The 18,040-nt window shown below is 64.0% G+C and carries 13 protein-coding genes; 3 read left to right on the top strand and 10 right to left on the bottom strand.

The annotated features are described in order from the left end of the window. Positions 1 to 56: 56 nt before the first annotated feature. From tldD to rng, 3 genes are all read right to left on the bottom strand, one after another. Positions 57 to 1,496 (bottom strand): metalloprotease TldD, encoded by a 1,440-nt coding sequence (gene tldD / locus AC3CBN_RS19435; protein WP_488634632.1) that lies wholly within the window; start codon positions 1,494 to 1,496, stop codon positions 57 to 59. A 67-nt stretch (positions 1,497 to 1,563) separates the two neighbouring features. Beyond that, entirely contained in the window at positions 1,564 to 5,469 is a 3,906-nt protein-coding gene (locus AC3CBN_RS19440; protein ID WP_488634633.1) for a YhdP family protein, read from the bottom strand. 39 nt (positions 5,470 to 5,508) lie between these two features. Then, the gene (gene rng / locus AC3CBN_RS19445; protein WP_488634634.1) at positions 5,509 to 6,996 is read right to left on the bottom strand and encodes a ribonuclease G; all 1,488 of its coding nucleotides are present in this window, start codon (positions 6,994 to 6,996) and stop codon (positions 5,509 to 5,511) included. A 189-nt stretch (positions 6,997 to 7,185) separates the two neighbouring features. Between rng and AC3CBN_RS19450 the strand changes: the two genes are divergently transcribed. After that, on the top strand, positions 7,186 to 7,698 hold the full coding sequence (locus AC3CBN_RS19450) for a mismatch-specific DNA-glycosylase (protein WP_488634635.1): 513 nt from the start codon (positions 7,186 to 7,188) through the stop codon (positions 7,696 to 7,698). On the opposite strand, the gene AC3CBN_RS19455 is transcribed toward AC3CBN_RS19450, so the two are convergent. Then, positions 7,683 to 8,576, bottom strand: coding sequence for a LysR family transcriptional regulator (locus AC3CBN_RS19455; protein ID WP_488634636.1), 894 nt, complete (start codon positions 8,574 to 8,576; stop codon positions 7,683 to 7,685). The genes AC3CBN_RS19450 and AC3CBN_RS19455 overlap by 16 nt on opposite strands. 91 nt (positions 8,577 to 8,667) lie before the next feature. On the opposite strand from AC3CBN_RS19455, the gene AC3CBN_RS19460 reads away from it, so the two are divergent. Then, positions 8,668 to 9,660: an NAD-dependent epimerase/dehydratase family protein gene (locus AC3CBN_RS19460; protein ID WP_488634637.1), complete on the top strand. Its 993-nt coding sequence runs from the start codon at positions 8,668 to 8,670 to the stop codon at positions 9,658 to 9,660. 12 nt (positions 9,661 to 9,672) lie between these two features. Here the strand turns inward: AC3CBN_RS19460 and AC3CBN_RS19465 are convergent, their stop codons facing one another. Next, on the bottom strand, positions 9,673 to 10,956 hold the full coding sequence (locus AC3CBN_RS19465; protein ID WP_488634638.1) for a c-type cytochrome: 1,284 nt from the start codon (positions 10,954 to 10,956) through the stop codon (positions 9,673 to 9,675). Beyond that, the gene (locus AC3CBN_RS19470) at positions 10,953 to 11,711 is read right to left on the bottom strand and encodes a c-type cytochrome (protein WP_488634639.1); all 759 of its coding nucleotides are present in this window, start codon (positions 11,709 to 11,711) and stop codon (positions 10,953 to 10,955) included. The genes AC3CBN_RS19465 and AC3CBN_RS19470 overlap by 4 nt, the downstream gene beginning before the upstream one ends. A 153-nt stretch (positions 11,712 to 11,864) precedes the next feature. On the opposite strand from AC3CBN_RS19470, the gene AC3CBN_RS19475 reads away from it, so the two are divergent. After that, positions 11,865 to 13,472 (top strand): amidase, encoded by a 1,608-nt coding sequence (locus AC3CBN_RS19475; protein ID WP_488634640.1) that lies wholly within the window; start codon positions 11,865 to 11,867, stop codon positions 13,470 to 13,472. A 12-nt stretch (positions 13,473 to 13,484) separates the two neighbouring features. On the opposite strand, the gene AC3CBN_RS19480 is transcribed toward AC3CBN_RS19475, so the two are convergent. The 4 genes from AC3CBN_RS19480 to rplQ all read right to left on the bottom strand — a co-directional run bounded on the left by AC3CBN_RS19480 (position 13,485) and on the right by rplQ (position 17,960). Further along, positions 13,485 to 15,095, bottom strand: coding sequence for an MASE1 domain-containing protein (locus AC3CBN_RS19480; RefSeq protein WP_488634641.1), 1,611 nt, complete (start codon positions 15,093 to 15,095; stop codon positions 13,485 to 13,487). A 302-nt stretch (positions 15,096 to 15,397) separates the two neighbouring features. After that, on the bottom strand, positions 15,398 to 16,753 hold the full coding sequence (locus tag AC3CBN_RS19485; RefSeq protein ID WP_488634642.1) for a class II 3-deoxy-7-phosphoheptulonate synthase: 1,356 nt from the start codon (positions 16,751 to 16,753) through the stop codon (positions 15,398 to 15,400). Positions 16,754 to 16,798: 45 nt separating this feature from the next. Continuing rightward, positions 16,799 to 17,296: a disulfide bond formation protein B gene (locus AC3CBN_RS19490; RefSeq protein ID WP_488634643.1), complete on the bottom strand. Its 498-nt coding sequence runs from the start codon at positions 17,294 to 17,296 to the stop codon at positions 16,799 to 16,801. Between the two features lie 283 nt (positions 17,297 to 17,579). Then, a complete protein-coding gene (rplQ, locus tag AC3CBN_RS19495; RefSeq protein ID WP_488634644.1) occupies positions 17,580 to 17,960 on the bottom strand; it encodes a 50S ribosomal protein L17 in 381 nt (126 codons plus the stop codon). Positions 17,961 to 18,040 lie beyond the last annotated feature (80 nt).

Below are 18,040 nucleotides of genomic sequence, written 5' to 3' on the forward strand. Positions count from 1 at the left end.
AACCGGCGCTTTGATTGGACGGCTGAAATTCCGGCAGAGCCTAGCCGGCGAGGCGCTTAAGACGCCGTACCGCCCACCGTCATCGCATCGACTTTCAGCGTCGGCTGGCCGACGCCCACCGGCACGCTCTGGCCGTCCTTGCCACACACGCCCACGCCTTCGTCCAGCGCGAGGTCGTTGCCAATCATCGACACGCGGGTGAGCACGTCGGGGCCCGAGCCGATCAGCGTGGCGCCCTTCACCGGACGCGTCACCTTGCCGTCTTCAATGAGGTAAGCCTCGCTCGCGGAGAACACGAACTTACCGTTGGTGATGTCCACCTGGCCGCCACCAAAGTTCACTGCGTAGAGGCCCTTCTTCACCGAACGGATGATTTCCTGCGGATCGTGCTGGCCAGCGAGCATGTACGTATTGGTCATGCGCGGCATTGGCAATTGCGCGAAGGATTCGCGGCGGCCGTTGCCGGTGGGCGCCATGCCCATGAGCCGCGCGTTGAGCTTGTCCTGCATGTAGCCCCTGAGGATGCCGTCCTCGATGAGCGTGGTGCATTCGGTGGGCGTGCCTTCGTCGTCCACGCTAAGCGAGCCGCGACGGCCCTGCAGAGTGCCGTCGTCGACCACGGTGACGCCCGGCGCTGCCACGCGCTGGCCAATGCGACCGGCGAAGGCGGAGCTGCCCTTGCGATTGAAGTCACCTTCCAGACCATGACCGATCGCCTCATGCAGCAGCACACCCGGCCAACCGGGGCCGAGCACCACCGGCATGCTGCCGGCCGGCGCGTCGACCGCATCGAGGTTCACCAATGCCTGGCGCACGGCTTCGTCGGCGAAGGCCATGCCGCGACCGTTGTCGATCAGCTCGCGATAACCGTAGCGTCCACCGCCGCCTGCACTGCCCTGCTCGCGGCGACCGTTCTGCTCGGCAATCACCTGCACGTTCAAACGTACCAGCGGGCGCACGTCGGCGGCCAGCGTGCCGTCGGAGGCAGCCACCAACACGGTGTCCATCGTCGCCGCCAGGCTGACGATCACCTGCTTCACGCGCGGGTCGCGCGAGCGTGCATAGGCGTCCACTTCGCGCAGCAGGGCAATCTTGTCGGGGTTGGGCAGGCTCTCGACGGGATCAATGGCCGGGTACAACTGCCGCGCACCGTTCAGCGCCAGCGGCTTGCCCACGCCGTTGCCACCCTGGGCGATAGCGCGCGCAGCCTTGGAGGCATCCAGAAGCTGCGGCAGCACGATCTCGTCGGAATAAGCGAAACCGGTCTTTTCGCCACTGATCGCACGCACGCCCACGCCCTGCTCGATCGAATGGCTGCCGTCCTTGACGATGCCCTCTTCCAGCACCCAGGACTCGCTGCGCGAGTGTTGGAAATACAGGTCGGCGGCGTCAATGGAAGGCCCCATCAACTGATTGAACACACGCTCGAGGTCGGTGGCGGCGAGGCCACCCGGCGCCAGCAGGCGGCGTTCCGCCTGCACGATCAGGGAATCCATGAAGTCGTTGCCATTGTGGGGAAACCAGACTGTAACAGTTGGGGCCGAATGGCTCGGTTTAAAGCGCTCAGGGGGCGTCGCCGCCCGGGCCAGCATCGGCGGTGGGCACCGTGGACGGGATCACTGCCGACGGCACCAGCACGTCCTTCTTCTCCAGCACCGTGATGACCGGTTTGTCCCAGCCACCGGTGATCTTGTAGCGCGCACTGGCGGCATGATTGATACCCTTGCCCAGCAGTCCCTGTGCGACGAAACCGGCCGCCACACCGATGGGGCCGGCCACGACCGCGCCCACGATGGGCAGGCTGTTGCCAGCATGCGGAATCGCCTGTACCTGCAGGTCGTAATCCTTGGCACGCACGCCGGTGCGGCCCTTGATGGAGATTTCCGCGGCGGGACTGAGGATCTGCAGGTTGTCGGTGTTGGCGTTGCCATCGCCCAGCTTGAAGTCGCCGGTGATCGCATCGAACGCCAGCCCCTTGCCGAACACATCGCCGAAGTCGAGCGAGAGTCGGCGCGGCAATTCCAGTATCGATATCAGGCCAAACAATCGCGCCACACCGGGCGTCACTTCCGGCATGCGGCCGTCCGTGACATTGATGGTCAGCTTGCCGTCCATGTTGCCAAGCTCCATCGCGGAAGGCGCGCCGGGCCAGGTGGCGTCGAGCTGGGAGCGCACCTTACCGCCAGCGAGCAGCCCTTCGTAGCCGAACGCACCCAGCATCTCGCCGAGGTTGTCCGCCGAGAAATCGATGCGCATGTGCGAATGGCTATTGGTCGGCGTGCCGTCCCAATCACCCGAACCATTGATCTGCACGCTACGCGACAACGTGCGCAGCTGGTCGACATGCATGCCGTGATCAGTCGGCCAGGTCTCCAGGCGTGCTTCACCGAGCTTGGAATCACCGAAGCGAAGGTCGCTCACCCATAGGTGAAAAGGTGGCAACGAGGATGGTGTGATACCGGTGGTCGCGGGATTGGGTACAGGCATCGTGGGATTTGCCGTAGAGGCCGCGGCCGCCTGTCCGGCTTCTGCCACGGTCTCGGCACTGGCCTTCTTCGGTGGCGGCGCAACGTCCTTGGGCCAGTACAGGCGCTGCAGACGCGCAGTGACACCACGTTTGTTGAGATCGGCCAACGGAATGCCAAAGCGACCGGCCAGTCCGACGCTTTCCACATCCACGGTAAGACCATCCGCTTGCGAGGTGGCGAGCAAGTGCATATCGGCAAATGGATGGCCAAACACCAGCGCCTGGTCGGCACTCACATCGATGCCGTCCAACCCCGGCCCGCCGCTGCTGCTGCCCGAAGCGGAGTACTGCACCCAGCCGGTCACGTCGAGCTTCGCGGCGCGGCCGCGTACGCGTATGCCCTTGTCCGGCATGGCGTCAGGGGCTTTCGTGCCGAAGGCGAACGTTGCAGCCAGCGACTGGTTGTCGTTCTGCGGCAAGCGCAGACGTGCACGCACGACCTGCCCAACGCTCAACCGTACGTCGCTGCCGGCCATCGGCAAGTTCATATCCACATGCAGAGGCAGCGACGCATCGGCGGGCTTCTTCAGCGGTACCGGGAAATCCAGCATCATGCCGCTCAATGTCGAATCGACATTCAACTGCTGCGTAGTGGTCGCTGCGCCATTGACGCGGGCAATGTCGAAACCGATGGTGAAATCGCTGCGGCCATCGGCCACCTGGTTCAGCCAGTCCAGTTGCTTATAGCCCTGGGTGAGCTCGCTCATGCTGTAGCGACCGCTCAGTTTGGCGGACAGAGTGGTGTCCGGCTTGCCGGTGGCACCAGCGATGGCCAGATCCAGTTTGGACGGCTGTCCGCGAAAGCTGGTGTCCAGCGGGCCAGCGTGGAAACCAGTCTTGTCGAACGTGGCGGGCCCGGTGAGTTTATCCAGCTTGAGGTTCCATTCGGGCGCATCGAAATCCACGCCCGTGAGCTGCGCACGGCCATCGAGCCGCAAGTTGCTGGCGTCGGCCATCGGCAGCGACAGATGGAAATCGAACGCCCCCGTGCCGCCCAGCTTCAATTTGGACAAGGTGTCGGCCTGGTGGATGCCGATCGGGCTGCGGCGCACGAAGTCCATCATGCTGGCACCGGTGCCATTGCCGCTCACGTTGAGGTCGAGCACCGTGTTACCAAACTCGGGAATCACCGCCACGGCGTGATCCACCTTGTTGCCCAGCGATTGGCCGGCACTGGCCTCCACCATCATGCCGCTGTTGACGAAGCTGGCGACTGCACTCACGCCTTCGGCGCGCGGCCAACCCCTGCCATAGTCGAGCACGAGGTCGCTCAAATTGGCATGCGCCTCGAAACGGCCTTCGTTGTGATGGAACGGCCAGTCCTTCAGGTCACCGCGCACGAGCACGTCGGCATGGTCGATCTTGCCGCTGACCAGCGCCTGGTCCAGCCATTGCACCGCGGCTGGCGACATGGAGTCGATCGGCCAGAACAGCTTGCCCGCCAACACGTCGGCATGCGCCAGCGACGCGTACAGGTCGAAGAACGGCCGCCCACCGGCGTCAGGCAACGCCACTTCGCCACGGGCCTGGCCGCCGAACCCGGCGCCTTCGAAACCGAACCGGTCGGTGCCGATGCGCCAGGCATCATCCTCATGCCAGAACGTCACGTCGCCGCCGAGGCGCGACATCACGAACGGCTGCCGGAAGGTCCGCGGGAAACGCAACGTCGTAGCCTGCGTGGGCAACGATAGCGACAACGCCTCTGCGTCGCCTCGTAGCTCGCCCTTCAGGCCATCCACGCCGGGCAACTTGCCGACCGGATCGATCGCTAGCCCGCTGAATTTGGCATCCAGCCATTGCAGGCCGCCGGCATGATTCCAGCTCAACTGGGCATGCGTGACCTGCCCTCGCGGCTTGCCGCTGCCCACCCACTGCGCCAACGTCGGCGACAACTGAGGCTTGAGCGCCAGCCAGGGCACCAAGGGTGCCAACTGCAGGTTGTGCGCAGCTACCTCGGCATGCGCCTGGTCGGTGCCCAGAGCCTGCAGGCTAGCTGCCAGCGCGCTGCCATCGTCGCCTGCCCAACGCAGCTGATAACCGTCATTGCCTATCAACAACTCGCCCAGTCCGTCCAGCGCCGGCACGTTGGCCTTCACGCCGTCCGGATTGGTAATGGACAGCCGTGCCAGATGAAAGCGCGTAAGGCTGCGCACCACTTTGGCATCGCGCCAGTCCAGCCAGGTGTCGAAGGAGCCGCTGCCGCTTTCGGCCGTATAGCCGCCCATATCGATACCCATCGACATGGCGTGCAGATCGATATCGGTACCGCTGATCCACAGCTTGCCGTCGGCGCCGTTGTCGCTGAAATTGCCAGCACCATGCAGTTGACCCGGCGCACCCTCGCGCCGCAGCAATGCACCTACGCGGATACGACTGCCCTGCCGGCTCAGACGCAGCTGGTCGGCCAGCAGCGTGTAGTGCCGGTCCAGTCGGTGATCGGTGATGTCCAGCCGCACATCGCGCAGCCACAGACCGACCGACAACTGCCCGAGCATCGGATTCTGCCGCTCCTCGCCGCCGGGCAGGCCGATGCCATTGATGTGCCAGGTGCCGTCGGTGTCGCGACTCAGGTCCAGTTGCAGTCCGCGGGCGCGCAGGTTCACTACGTGGCGCGTGGGCAGCAGCAAACCGCCGAGGTCCAGCTTCAGTTCCGCGTCGGGAACGCGCAGGGCTTCCCCGCCGTTGTCGGCCCCTATTTTCATGCCGTGCATGACGAACAGCGGGCCAGCAGGCTGCCAGTGTCCTTCCAGTGACTCAAACGTTACCGGCCGTTGCAGCCTGGCGCTCAACTGCGCCGCCACCCATTGGGGATGGCTCGCCAGCGTGGGCAGCACCAGCTGGGTCAGCGCCATCAACACGGCCAGCGAAATCAAAGCGACGCCGGCTACCCAGCCCAACGCCCGGGCACAGCCATGCGTGCACTTTTGCCAAAGAGGGTTCACGGCCGACTCGCCACGCCGCATGCCAGGCGCGTGATGGCCTTAAAGGAGAACCACATCGAACTGTTCCTGCGAATAATGCTCTTCGGCCTGAAAGCGTATGCTTTTTGAGATGAACTCTTCCAATTCGGCCACCGCGGCGGACTCCTCCTCCAGAATGCGACCGACCACATTGGGGCTCGCCATCACCAGCAGCTTCTCGGTATTGAACTGGCGCACCGCACGGGTGATCTCGCGGAAGATCTCATAGGTCACCGTTTCGGACGTCTTTACGGTGCCCCGCCCGCTGCAAGCTGGACAGGGCTCGCATAGTTGCCGTTCCAGGCTGTCGGTAGTGCGTTTGCGCGTCATTTCGACCAGGCCCAGCGCCGACATGGGGTAGACCGTGGTCTTGGCGTGGTCGCGCGCCAGGCCTTTTTCGAGCATGCGCAGTACCTGGCGCTTGTGCTCGTCGTCGGTCATGTCGATGAAGTCGATGATGATGATGCCGCCCAGGTTGCGCAGGCGCAGCTGGCGTGCGGCTGCCTGCGCGGCCTCAAGGTTGGTCCGGTAGACGGTTTCCTCGAGATTGCGCGAACCGACATAACCGCCGGTGTTCACGTCGATGGTGGTCATCGCCTCGGTCTGGTCGACGATGAGGTAGCCACCGGATTTCAGCGGCACTTCCTTCTTCAGCGCCCGCTGAATCTCGTCCTCCACCCCGTAGAGGTCGAAGATGGGGCGCTCGCCGGCATAGTGCTCGATGCGGTCGTCGAGGTGTGGCATGAACTTGTGCACGAACTTCACGACCTTCTCAAACGTCTCACGTGAATCCACGCGTACTTTCTCGATGTCGTCGTTGAGCATGTCGCGCAAGCTGCGCAACGGCAGCGAGAGCTCTTCGTACACGCGCTCACCCACCTTGGACTTGGCGATGTTCTCCTGCACCACGCGCCACACCTTGCCCAGGTAGGTCACGTCGAAGGCCAACGATTCGGCGGTCTGGCCCTCCGCGTTGGTGCGCACGATGTAACCCAGCGGGTTTTCGCCGATCAGCGAGTTGAGCACGTCCTTGAGGCGCTGACGCTCTTCCTCTTCCTCGATGCGCGCGGAAATGCCCAGCGTGCGGGCATGCGGCAGCAACACGAGGTAACGCGAAGGAATGGACAGATGAGTGGACAGCCGGGCGCCCTTGGTGCCGATCGGGTCCTTCACCACCTGCACCACGATCTCCTGGCCCTCATGCACCAGTTCGCTGATCGACGGCACATGGCCGTTGCCGTTGGTGACCATCTCGGCGCCATCAGCCGAAGGTGGCAACGGCGGGCGCAGGATGTCCGAGGCGTGCAGGAAAGCCGCACGCTCCAGCCCGATGTCGACGAACACCGCCTGCATGCCGGGCATCACGCGCTGCACGCGGCCCTTGTAGACATTGCCAACATAGCCGCGACGGGAGGCTCGCTCCACGTGCACCTCCTGCAACATGCCGTTCTCTACTACACCAACGCGGGTCTCGCGCGGGGTCACGTTGATCAGGATTTCTTCGCTCACTGGCACACCCCTGGATAGGTAATCTTTATAGCGGCAGTACGCGCACACTGTCGATGCGTGTTGACGCTCGCTGACGACGAATTCAGTGACCTCGCCAACTGGCACGCAAAATCGCAGAGAAACATGGCATTTGATGTACCGAGCAGTGTTCCATTAGGCCGTCGCGATACCGCCCGTTATGCTCGGTCGATGCGTGATCCGATTCTCCCTGATCTGCTGCAACCGGGCCTGAGGCTGGTGTTCTGTGGCACGGCCGCCGGCCGTCGCTCGGCGCAAGAAGGTGCGTACTACGCGCATCCGGGGAACCTGTTTTGGCGCACTCTGCATGCTGTGCAACTGACGCCCCGGTTGTTCGCACCAGCGGAGTTTCCTCTGCTGCACGCGCTCGGTATAGGCCTGACTGACCTGGCCAAGCACCACATAGGCAATGACGACGAATTGCCGCGCGATGCCTTCGACGTGGTAGCGCTGCATCAACGCATCGAGCACCATGCGCCTCGCGTGCTCGCTTTCACCAGCAAAGCGGCGGCGCGCGCGGCGTTGGGGCGGAACAGTGGCTATGGCCTGCAGGTTGAGCGCATGGGCGACACGCAGCTGTTCGTGCTGCCCTCGCCCTCCGGACAGGCACGCGGGCACTGGGATCTTGCGCCATGGCAGGCGCTGGCTAACCTCGTGGCGCAGAAAGCTCAGGACCGCGCGTAATCCGCCAGCGCCTCGGCCAAGTGATCGAACAACCGCCGCACCCGCAGGCTCTGGCGCAGGTCTTCGTGCATCACCACCCAGGCCTCCAGCGCCAGCGATAGTTCGTCCGGCAACAGGCGCACGAGCTGTGGGTCACGCCGGGCCAGGTTCACCTGAATGATGCCGATGCCGAAACCGGCTCTCACGGCCGACAACGCGGCCAGGTCGCTGTCGGTGCGCAGCCCGAAGTGCTCGCGCGCGTAGGGCAACCCTTTCGGCCGCAGCCGGCGGATATAGGGCGTTTCGGTATCGAAGCCGATCAGCGTGTGCCCGGTGAGATCGTCCAGCATTCCGGGATGCCCATGCGAGTCGAGATAGCGCCGATGGGCGAACCATCCCAACTCCACCCGCCCCACGTGGCGCGCCACCAGCGCTTCCTGCGTGGGCTGCACCATGCGGATGGCGATGTCGGCGTCGCGCCGCAGCAGGTCCGCCGCCTGGTTCGACAGCACCAGCTCGATCACGATTCCGGGGTGACGCTCGCGGAACACTGTCAGGATGGGCGGCAGCACTTCGGCGCCGACCACCTCGCTGGCGGTGACGCGCACCGTTCCGCTGACCTCCTCGCGCCCGGCCGATGCCGTGCGTTGCAGCGCCGCTGATGCCGAAGCCATGGCCTGTGCGTGCGGCACCAGCTCTCGCGCGAGCTCGGTGGGCACCAGTCCCTGGGGCGAGCGGGCAAACAGCACCGCACCCAAGGCAGACTCGAGCTCGCGCATATGGCGGCCCAGGCTGGGCTGGGTCATGCCCAGCGCCCGCGCGGCGCCCGACAGGCTGCCTTCGCGCATGACCGCGAGGAAGGATCGGTAGAGCTCCCAGCCGGGATCGATAGAGGCCATGCGTATTTGTATAGCAGACCTTCGGTATTAGGCAATTTTCTTTGATCATCGCGACCTGCAAGCTGGCCTTAACTTCCACGAGGACTTGACCATGACCACCCAGCGCTTTGCACTCGTCATTGGCGCCAATGGCGGCATCGGCAACGAAACCTGCCTGGCCCTGCGGCGACACGGCTGGCATGTACGTGCCCTGGTGCGCACGCTGCCCGAGGCCGGGCGTCATGGCATCGAATGGATGCAGGGCGACGCCATGAATGCGGATGACGTGCGGCGAGCCGCGATGGGCGCCCAACTGATCGTTCATGCCGTGAACCCACCCGGCTATCGCGACTGGGACCGACTGGTGCTGCCCATGCTGGATAACACCATCGCGGCAGCCCGAGAGAACCATGCCCGCATCGTGCTGCCGGGCACGATCTACAACTACGGCCCCGATGCCTTCCCACGGCTCACCGAAACCTCGCCGCAGCACCCGCACACCCGTAAGGGTGAGATCCGCGCCGAAATGGAGCGCCGGCTACAGGAAGCCACCACGGACGGTGTGCGCACGTTGATCCTGCGCTGTGGTGACTTCTTCGGCCCGCGGATCGGCAACAACTGGTTCGCCCAGGGGCTGATCCGCCCTGGTGCGCCGGTGGGCCGCGTGCAATATCCCGGCCGCCCTGACCTGGGCCACAGTTGGGCGTATCTGCCAGATGTCGGCGAAGTGCTCGCCCGCCTGCTGGATCGCGAACCGCAACTGGCCGCGTTCCAGAGCTTTCATTTCGGCGGCTACTGGCTGGATGGCCACGACATGGTCGCCGCCATCCGGCGCGCCACCGGCAATCCGCAGATCAAGGCCGGCCGTTTCCCGTGGTGGCTCGCCCGCTTGGCGTCGCCGTTCAACGAGACGATGCGCGAGCTGTGCAAGATGCGCTACCTGTGGCGCAAACCCATTCGCCTCGACGACAGCAAGCTGCGGGCTTTCCTGGGCAACAACCTCTACACGCCGCTCGATGAAGCCGTGCAAGCCACCCTGGTCAGCCTTGGATGCATCAAACAAGAACACGCCGACGCTGCACTCCTTGCGAGGCGCAGCGCCTGACGCAAGCCACGATCAGTCGATCGGCGTGTGTCGGTTTTTGATGACGTCGCGTTCCAGGATCGGCGATGCCTGGTTCGACCACGTTTGGCGGATGTAGGTGACTACGGCGGCCACATCGCTGTCGCTCAGTTGCTGGGCGAACGGCGGCATCGAGTACGGCCGCGGATTGCCCGCCGTCACCGGCGGGAAGCCACCGAGCAACACCACCCGTACGGCATTGATGCCACTGGGCTCGTTGACCGAGGAATTGCCGCTTAGCGGCGGATAGATGCCAGCCACACCATTGCCGTCTTTGCCGTGGCAATCCGCACAACGCTCGGCATACACCTTGGCGCCCTGAGCCAGAATGGGCTTGGTGTTGAGCGGCGACTTCTCCGTCACAACGAGCGCTCGCGGCGGCAGCGATTGCAGATAGGTGGCGATCGCCCGCAGGTCATCCTCGTGCATGTGCTGCGTGCTCTGCGCCACCACCTCGGCCATCGGCCCGAACGCCGCGCCGCGTACCGACTGGCCGGTCTTCAGCAGGTCAACGATGTCCTGCTCGCTCCAGCCTGCCAATCCACCGTTGGCTTGCGTACTCAGGTCGGGCGCATACCAGTTCTGGGAGGGAATCTGTCCTCCCGCCAGCGAAGGACTGCTCTGCGTGCCGCCCAGCGAATCGCGTGGCGCGTGGCATTCGTTGCAATGGCCGAGGCCCTGCACCAGGTAGGCGCCACGATTCCACGATTCGGACTTGCTGGGGTCCGGCTGGTATTCACCTTCACGGAAATACAGCGCGCGCCAGGCGTTGAGGCTGCTGCGCACGCTGTAGGGAAACTCCAGCCCAAGTGGTTTGGACGGCTGATGCACCGGAGGCAGCGATTGCAGATAAGCAAAGATCGCCACCGCATCGTCACGCGACGCCTTGGTGAACGAGGTGTAGGAGAACACCGGATACAGCAGTTCGCCATGGCGGCCCTTGCCGCTGTGCAGTGACCGCCAGAAATCCTCGAAACTCCACTCGCCGAGGCCCGTCTCACGATCGGGCGTGATGTTGGGTGCGGGGATGTTGCCAAATGGCGTGGGCAGCACTCGGCCACCGGCATAGCGGGCGCCGCCCTGCTCGGTGTGGCACGACGCACAGTCGCCGACGATGGCGAGATACTCGCCCTTGGCGATCAGCGCCGGATCTTTCAGCGTCGCCGCATCCACCTTGCTCGCCAGAGGTGACACCGGCTGCAGCACCCTCGTGTGGAACAGCCACCAGCCACCCAGCGCCAGCAGCACCACGACAACGATTACCAGCGCCCGCTTCATGTGCCATCTCCCTTGTCACCCAGCACACCGCAATGCAATGGCGGCGTCACCGAGCCTGGCGGCTGTGCATGCATGTCCGCCGGCCATTCGCGCCCGGCCAGCCATGCCGACACTGCGCTGATATCCGAATCGCTCAAGCGGTTGGCGATTTCCGACATGCAGTCTGGCGCAACGGTGGCGCGCGTCTTGGTGCGCCACGAACCGAGCTGCGAGCTGATGTAGTCGTACGGCAAGCCTACGAGACCCGGAATATCCGGCTGCACGCCGGTGAGCTGGCTGCCGTGGCAAGCGGCACAGGCCGGAATTTGGCGCGAGGGATCGCCGTGCGTCACAAGTTCCTCACCGCGCTTGAACGCGTCGGCCGTTATCCGCGGCATCGGCGAGCGGCTGTATGGCACGTCCTGCGTGGAGAAGTACTCGGCGATTTCGTGCATGTACTCAGGGCTGAGCTGGCGCACGGTGTATTCCATCGGGCCGTACTTGCGCAGGCCGTCCTGGAAATCCTTCAGCTGGCGAGCGAGATAACCGGCTGGCTTACCGGCCAGACGGGGAAAAAACCCGCTCTCCGGCGTGCCTTCGCCGTGCACGCCGTGGCACGCCGTGCACGCTGCGATGCGCTGCTGCAGCGTGTCGGGAATGATGGGGTGCGCCGCTTCCTGTGCATGCGCTGCGCCGAATGACGCCAGGGTGATGAGTAGCATCCATGCGCTACCGGCACGCCCGGCTTGCCACAGCTTCGCTGAGAGCCCTTTCATGATCTTCCCGTAGTGCGCGTCATACGCAGCCGCCCGACCGAGGGCGATGTCGTGCCTTCATTATAGGCATCGCCCCACACCGGACCACGGCGAACTCCGATAGGCTGCGGTTTCGCGACATCATGTCGCACACCACTGTCCGGAGGGGGTCCCGTGTCTCGTCGCCAGCTCTCAATCGCTGTACTTGCCACGCTGCTGACCAGTTCGCCGCTGCTCGCGGCCGACGCTCCCGACGTCGCCTTCGCGTCCATCGCCACTCTCCAGCAGCAGATGGATGTAGGCACGCTAAGCAGCCAGGCAGTGGCGCGGCAGTTTCTCGAACGCATCCGACGCATCGACCAGGCCGGCCCGTCGCTGCGAGCGGTGATCGAAACCAACCCGGACGCGCTTGAACTCGCACAGAAGCTGGACAAGCAGCGCCCGCGCACCAAGCGGCGTGGGCCGCTCTACGGTATTCCGGTGCTGCTCAAGGACAACATCGACACCGGCGATCACATGCTCACCACAGCCGGCTCGCTCGCGTTGACCGACGCCCCGGCACCGCGTGACGCCGCGTTGGTAGAGCGCCTGCGCAACCATGGCGCGTTGATCCTCGGCAAGACGAACCTCAGCGAATGGGCCAACTTCCGGTCCAACCACGCCAGCAGCGGATGGAGCGGACGCGGCGGCCAGACACGCAATCCCTATGCGCTGGATCGCAATCCATGCGGATCGAGCGCGGGCTCCGGCGCGGCTGTGGCCGCAGGACTGGTTACCGTCGCCATTGGCACCGAAACGGACGGCTCCATCATCTGCCCCGCTGCCGCCAATGGCATCGTCGGCATCAAGCCGACGCTCGGTCTGGTAAGTCGCAGCGGCATCGTGCCGATCAGCCACAGCCAGGACACCGCTGGACCCATGGCCCGCAGCGTGGCCGACGCTGCCGCCTTACTCAGCGCCATAGCCGGCAGTGACTCTCACGACCCGGCGACGCTGGATGCCGACCGGCACGCCACCGACTACACACGCTTCCTCAATCCGAACGGCCTGCGCGGCAAGCGCATCGGCGTCGTGCGTCAGCTGGGTGGTGCAGAGCCGAATGCAGATCGCGTCCTCGACGAGTCCATCGCGTTGATGAAGGCACAGGGCGCGATCATCGTCGACCCCGTCGAGATTCCGCATCTGAGAGAACTGGGCGATCCGGAAATGATCGTGCTGCTGTACGAGTTCAAGCACGACATCAACACTTATCTCGCCGCGCGCACCGATCTCAAGGTCAAGAATCTCTCCGACCTGATCGCTTTCAACGAGCGCGAAGCCTCGCTCGAAATGTCGTGGTTCGGACAGGAGTTGTTCGAGCAGGCACAAGCCAAGGGCGCCCTCAGCGATGAGGCCTACACCACGGCACTGGCCAAGGCGAAACAGCTTTCTGGCCCGGACGGTATCGACGCTGCGCTTAAGGCACATCATCTCGATGCACTGCTCGCGCCATCATGGGGTCCGACCTTCGTCACTGATCCGGTGCTGGGCGACCATGTGATCAGCGGCGACCCCACCGTAGGCGGCGCTTCGCAGCCCGCAGCAATGGCCGGCTATCCGTCCATCACCGTACCCGCCGGTTTTGCTCATGATCTGCCGGTGGGCATCGTGCTGTTCGGCGCCCGCTGGAGCGAGCCCACACTGATCTCGATCGCTTATGGATTCGAGCAGCACGCCAAGGCCTGGCGTCCGCCGACATTCCTGGACACCGTGGGCGGCAAGCCGGTATCGCCCGCTCCCTGAGCTGCGACGTAGCTAGGCCGATACCGGCCTTGCGTACGACAAATCCGCCACCACGGAGGATTCGATTCGCAAGGCGTCATGCAGCAGCAACGTGACGCCTAGGCGATCGTCATCCTCACGCTCGTGTACCAGGCCGCCGTAGATTAGCGCGCGCTCGCGAACCGTGGTCATGCCCTGCCCGTTGGTTCCCAGCAACGCCACCAGCTGACGCCACTCCGGCGCCGGCCTGCCACGCTGTGAGAGCGCGGCACGTGTTCCCGTCATGCGCAACACGACCCAGCGGCGACCACCAGTGCAGCCGCCGCGAATTTGCACCCGAATGCGTCGAACCGGCTCGCGCGCCAGCATGTACACCAGCACTTCGCAGGCCTGCCGGTAGAGCATCATGTGGACGCCCGGCGCCAACTGGTCCAGTCCGCACCCGCTTAATTCACAGGTGTAGTCCGCACCGGCCATCGAAGCGGCCTGGGACAACGGGCCGCACTCAAAGGTGGCGGCCAAACCGCGCTCCCGCCATGAGCGAGGATGCAGCGCATCGGCAAGGCGCTGCATCTCGCGCTGGGTGAGGTCGAGGTGCCGCGCGTAGGTTTGCTCCATGCTGGCAGGCAGCATCGGGCTCAGACGCTCCATCATCCGCTTCTGACCATCGCGCATGGACTGGCCGAGCTGGTCGAGCGACTCGGCCACGTGGCGCAAGCGTTGCTCTTCCTGATAGAGCCCCTGCTGCGCCAGCCGAAATCCACGCAGCATCTCGCCTGCATCCAGTGCGCCAGCGGTGGGTTCCCTGACCGCAAGCTGCAAACGCCCTCCCAGCATCAGAAGGCTCGACACTGCAAACGCGATCAATGCCTGCGCCTGGATCACCGCCGGATCCCGAATCACGGTCAGGGTGAGCTGCACGGTCACGCTGGCCAGCAAGCCGGCGGCCGCTGCGCCCCGCCAGCCGTAGCGCAAGGTCATCCACACCACGGGCAGAAACACCGCCAAGCGCGAGACCTCTACCACTTCAGCATTGGAACTGGTCAAAGCGAGCCACGCGAGCAGCAGCAACGGCGGCAACACGCCAGTCGCGCAATCCCGGAGGAACGTGCTTCGCAGTGCAGTACGCCATGACGCACGCGACCCCACAGCCCAGTTCCACAGCGCAATCACGGCCGGCGTCAACGTCAACGCCCCTAGGTACCCGCCAAGGAAATAGGTCAGCGCGATATGCATCGTGATCGCAGGTGCCACTTCACCCGGTGGCATCTGCATAACGGCAAGGGTCATGGTGTTCGCCAACGCATTCATCGCGCCGCCGATCAGAATGTAAGTCAGCATCGCGGTGACATTGGGCGTGCCCGCATCCAGCAGGGGTATGCGGCGACGCGCCCATGCAAACAGGGGCGCACAGAGCAGCAAGGGCGGCGGCACGGCAAGCAGGCATGCCCAGAGCCAGCCGAATTCCTCGTGATGCAACCAGCCGAAATAAGCCAGCGGAATCACCTCGCCAACGATCATCGCCGGCCAGTAGCGAGATGGCACCAGCAGCAGGCACAGAACCCGGAGTCCCGAAGGAAGATTCCAGTGGGATACGGAGATATCTCGCAGCAGCGTGTAACTGGCCGCATAGAGAACGACCACGGCAAGATGCCGGAGCCCTCCGTGCAGCCAGGAGCGCTTGTCAGCGCTGCCCGCCCCTGTCGTTGCGTTGGTCATCGACTAAAACCAAACCCCTGTTCGGACAACACGGCAGACTCCGGCGAGTATTCGGAAAGAACTGGCCTCGCGGCCGCACACCCGATCGCTATTCTCGCAGCGAATTTGATCACATATTCGCCACAGACTCATCATTCTTGCGAAAGCAGTCGGCTCCATAGTCTCTTTGGCAAGAAAAAGCCCGGCTGAAGCCGGGCTTGGGATCAACTAACGATGCCTGTCGAACCTCAAGCGCTCACTGGCCCCGCAGATTTGCGCACGATCAGCATCGCCAGCTCCAGCGACTGCTCGTAGTTCAACCGTGGGTCGACCATGGACTTGTAAGCACGGTCGAGATCGGCCTCGCTGAGATCGCGCGCACCACCCATGCATTCAGTGACGTCCTCACCGGTCAGCTCCAGATGCACCCCGCCCAGACGCGTGCCCGCCGCCGCATGAATGTCGAAGGCCTGGTCCAGCTCGCCCCGGATATTGTCAAAGCGGCGCGTCTTGTAGCCGTTGGAGGTCGTTTCCGTATTACCGTGCATCGGATCAGCCACCCACAGCACGCGACGCCCTCCCCGCTTTACCGCATCCAGCAGCGGCGGCAGGGCCCTGCCAATCGCCGCATTGCCCATGCGATGGATCAACGTGAGGCGACCCGGCTCATCGTCCGGATTGAGCGCGCCGATCAGCGGAAGCAGCTGATCGGGAGTAACCGAGGGGCCAACCTTCACCGCGACCGGATTGCGGATACCACGGAAGTACTCCACGTGGGCGCCATCGAGCGCCGCCGTGCGCATGCCGATCCAGGGGAAATGCGTGGACAGGTTGAACCAGCCCTGGTGACGTGGCACCCGGCGCGTCACCGCCTCTTCGTAATGCAGCAGCAACGCCTCGTGCGAGGTGAAGAAATCCACCCGCGAAAAACCGGCAATGGGGCCCGCGAGCGTTTCCATGAAGCGCAGCGAGTCACCGATCGCCGTCACCATGCGGCGATACTCGGCCGCCAACGGCGCATGCTCGACCCAGGCCAGATCCCAATACTCGGGATGGTGCAGGTCGGCGAACCCACCATCGATCAGTGCACGCACGAAGTTCATGGTCAGCGCAGAGTGCGCGTGGGCCTGGATCAATCGCTCCGGATCGGGTCGACGTGCCTCCGGGGTGAATTCGGGACCATTGACCAGATCACCGCGAAAGCTTGGCAACGTTACGCCATCGCGTGTCTCGGTATCAGCCGAACGTGGCTTGGCATACTGACCAGCAAACCGCCCCACGCGCAGCACCGGCTTCTTCAGCCCGTGCACCAGCACAAGGCTCATCTGCAGCAGCACCTTGAGCCTGTTGGAGATGACCGGACTGGTGCAGTCGGCGAAGCTCTCTGCGCAATCACCGCCCTGCAGCAAGAAGCGCTTGCCTTCCTGCGCCTCTGCCAGCGCCTCCTTAAGCGCCAGCACCTCCCACGAAGTCACCAGCGGCGGCAGCGTTGCGAGCTGGCCGGTGGCACGAGCGAGTTCAACCGCATCCTCATATATCGGCTGCTGCAGCGCCTGCCGCTGCTGCCAGCTACCAGGCGCCCAGCCTTCAGGAACTTGGATCATTGCTTGAGTGATAGGCATGACGTGTGACATGACGAATCGGCCTGCTCAGGCGCGTTTGCGCGCGGCGGCGTAGATCGCCGCTGCTACCAGCAGCAGATACCACGCCAGCGTCCAAGCTGGCATCGGCAAGCCGAACACCGGCTCAATCTTGGCGCACTCACCCGAACCGGTGAACACCATCTTTAGCACCTTGGCGAACGGGAACGTATCCATCATGTAGCCGAGGTTAGGGCCGCAGGAAGGAATCTGATCCGCCGGCAACGTCTGCAGCCAGAGGTGGCGAGCTGCCGTGATGATGCCGCCCAAGGCTCCCAGCAAAACACCGCTGGTATAAAACCACCGCCCACCACCGCCCGGCGCATGCAGGCCACCGAGCAGAAAAAACACACCCATGACCAGGAATGCGATGCGCTGGAAGATGCACAGTGGACACGGGATCATGCCGAGCACGTGCTCGGCATACAACGCGTAACCCAGCAAAGCAACGCAGACGATGAAACCGGCTAGATAGGTGGCGCGATACGACCAACGGAATGGATTCATGACTCAACTGTGGTGCGTTGCGAAAACGGGACATTACCCGCTTGCCCAGCCCCTGTCAGCCCTGCCAATTCACCCGGTAACCGTTCTGTCGAATCGCACCTGTGGAGGACCGCAAACTTCCGGGCTCACTAATTCATCCGGTGTCTGCCAGCCGCGGTTTATCGGGTCGTCAGGCGACGTCGTGCCCCGCATGCGTTCCAGCGGCGCGCTTTCTCTTCGCCCAAAAAGACAAAACCCCGACAAGTCACCCTGCCGAGGTTTCGTAAAGCAGGTGCAGTACCGATTACTCGGCAGCTGCCTCGGCGCGCGGGCGATCGACCAGTTCGACATACGCCATCGGCGCGTTGTCGCCCGGGCGGAAGCCGGCCTTGAGGATGCGCAGGTAGCCGCCGGGACGCTCGCGGTAACGAGGACCGAGTTCGACGAACAGCTTGCCGACGGCCTGCTTGTCGCGCAGACGCGCAAAAGCGAGACGACGGTTGGCGACACCATCGGTCTTGGCGAGCGTGATGAGCGGCTCGGCAACACGACGGAGTTCCTTCGCCTTGGGAAGGGTGGTACGGATCAGCTCGTGCTTGATCAGCGACGACGCCATGTTCTTGAACATGGCCTCGCGATGGCTGCTCGTGCGGTTGAGCTTGCGACCGGATTTCTGGTGGCGCATGGCAATACTCTCTATGTCTATTGTTATGAAAAGTCGGCGGTTATGTCCGACTTCCCGCGGTTACCCGCTGATGAAGCCCT

The organism is Dyella sp. OK584 (genome assembly GCF_057787755.1).

Excerpts from the sequence above, each read along its gene's own strand:
- AC3CBN_RS19485 (WP_488634642.1), bottom strand. The coding sequence starts at position 16,753 with ATGATCCAAGTTCCTGAAGGCTGGGCGCCTGGTAGCTGGCAGCAGCGG.
- AC3CBN_RS19455 (WP_488634636.1), bottom strand. The coding sequence starts at position 8,576 with ATGGCCTCTATCGATCCCGGCTGGGAGCTCTACCGATCCTTCCTCGCG.
- AC3CBN_RS19470 (WP_488634639.1), bottom strand. The coding sequence starts at position 11,711 with ATGAAAGGGCTCTCAGCGAAGCTGTGGCAAGCCGGGCGTGCCGGTAGC.
- AC3CBN_RS19450 (WP_488634635.1), top strand. The coding sequence starts at position 7,186 with ATGCGTGATCCGATTCTCCCTGATCTGCTGCAACCGGGCCTGAGGCTG.
- rplQ (WP_488634644.1), bottom strand. The coding sequence starts at position 17,960 with ATGCGCCACCAGAAATCCGGTCGCAAGCTCAACCGCACGAGCAGCCAT.
- AC3CBN_RS19460 (WP_488634637.1), top strand. The coding sequence starts at position 8,668 with ATGACCACCCAGCGCTTTGCACTCGTCATTGGCGCCAATGGCGGCATC.
- AC3CBN_RS19490 (WP_488634643.1), bottom strand. The coding sequence starts at position 17,296 with ATGAATCCATTCCGTTGGTCGTATCGCGCCACCTATCTAGCCGGTTTC.
- AC3CBN_RS19465 (WP_488634638.1), bottom strand. The coding sequence starts at position 10,956 with ATGAAGCGGGCGCTGGTAATCGTTGTCGTGGTGCTGCTGGCGCTGGGT.
- tldD (WP_488634632.1), bottom strand. The coding sequence starts at position 1,496 with ATGGATTCCCTGATCGTGCAGGCGGAACGCCGCCTGCTGGCGCCGGGT.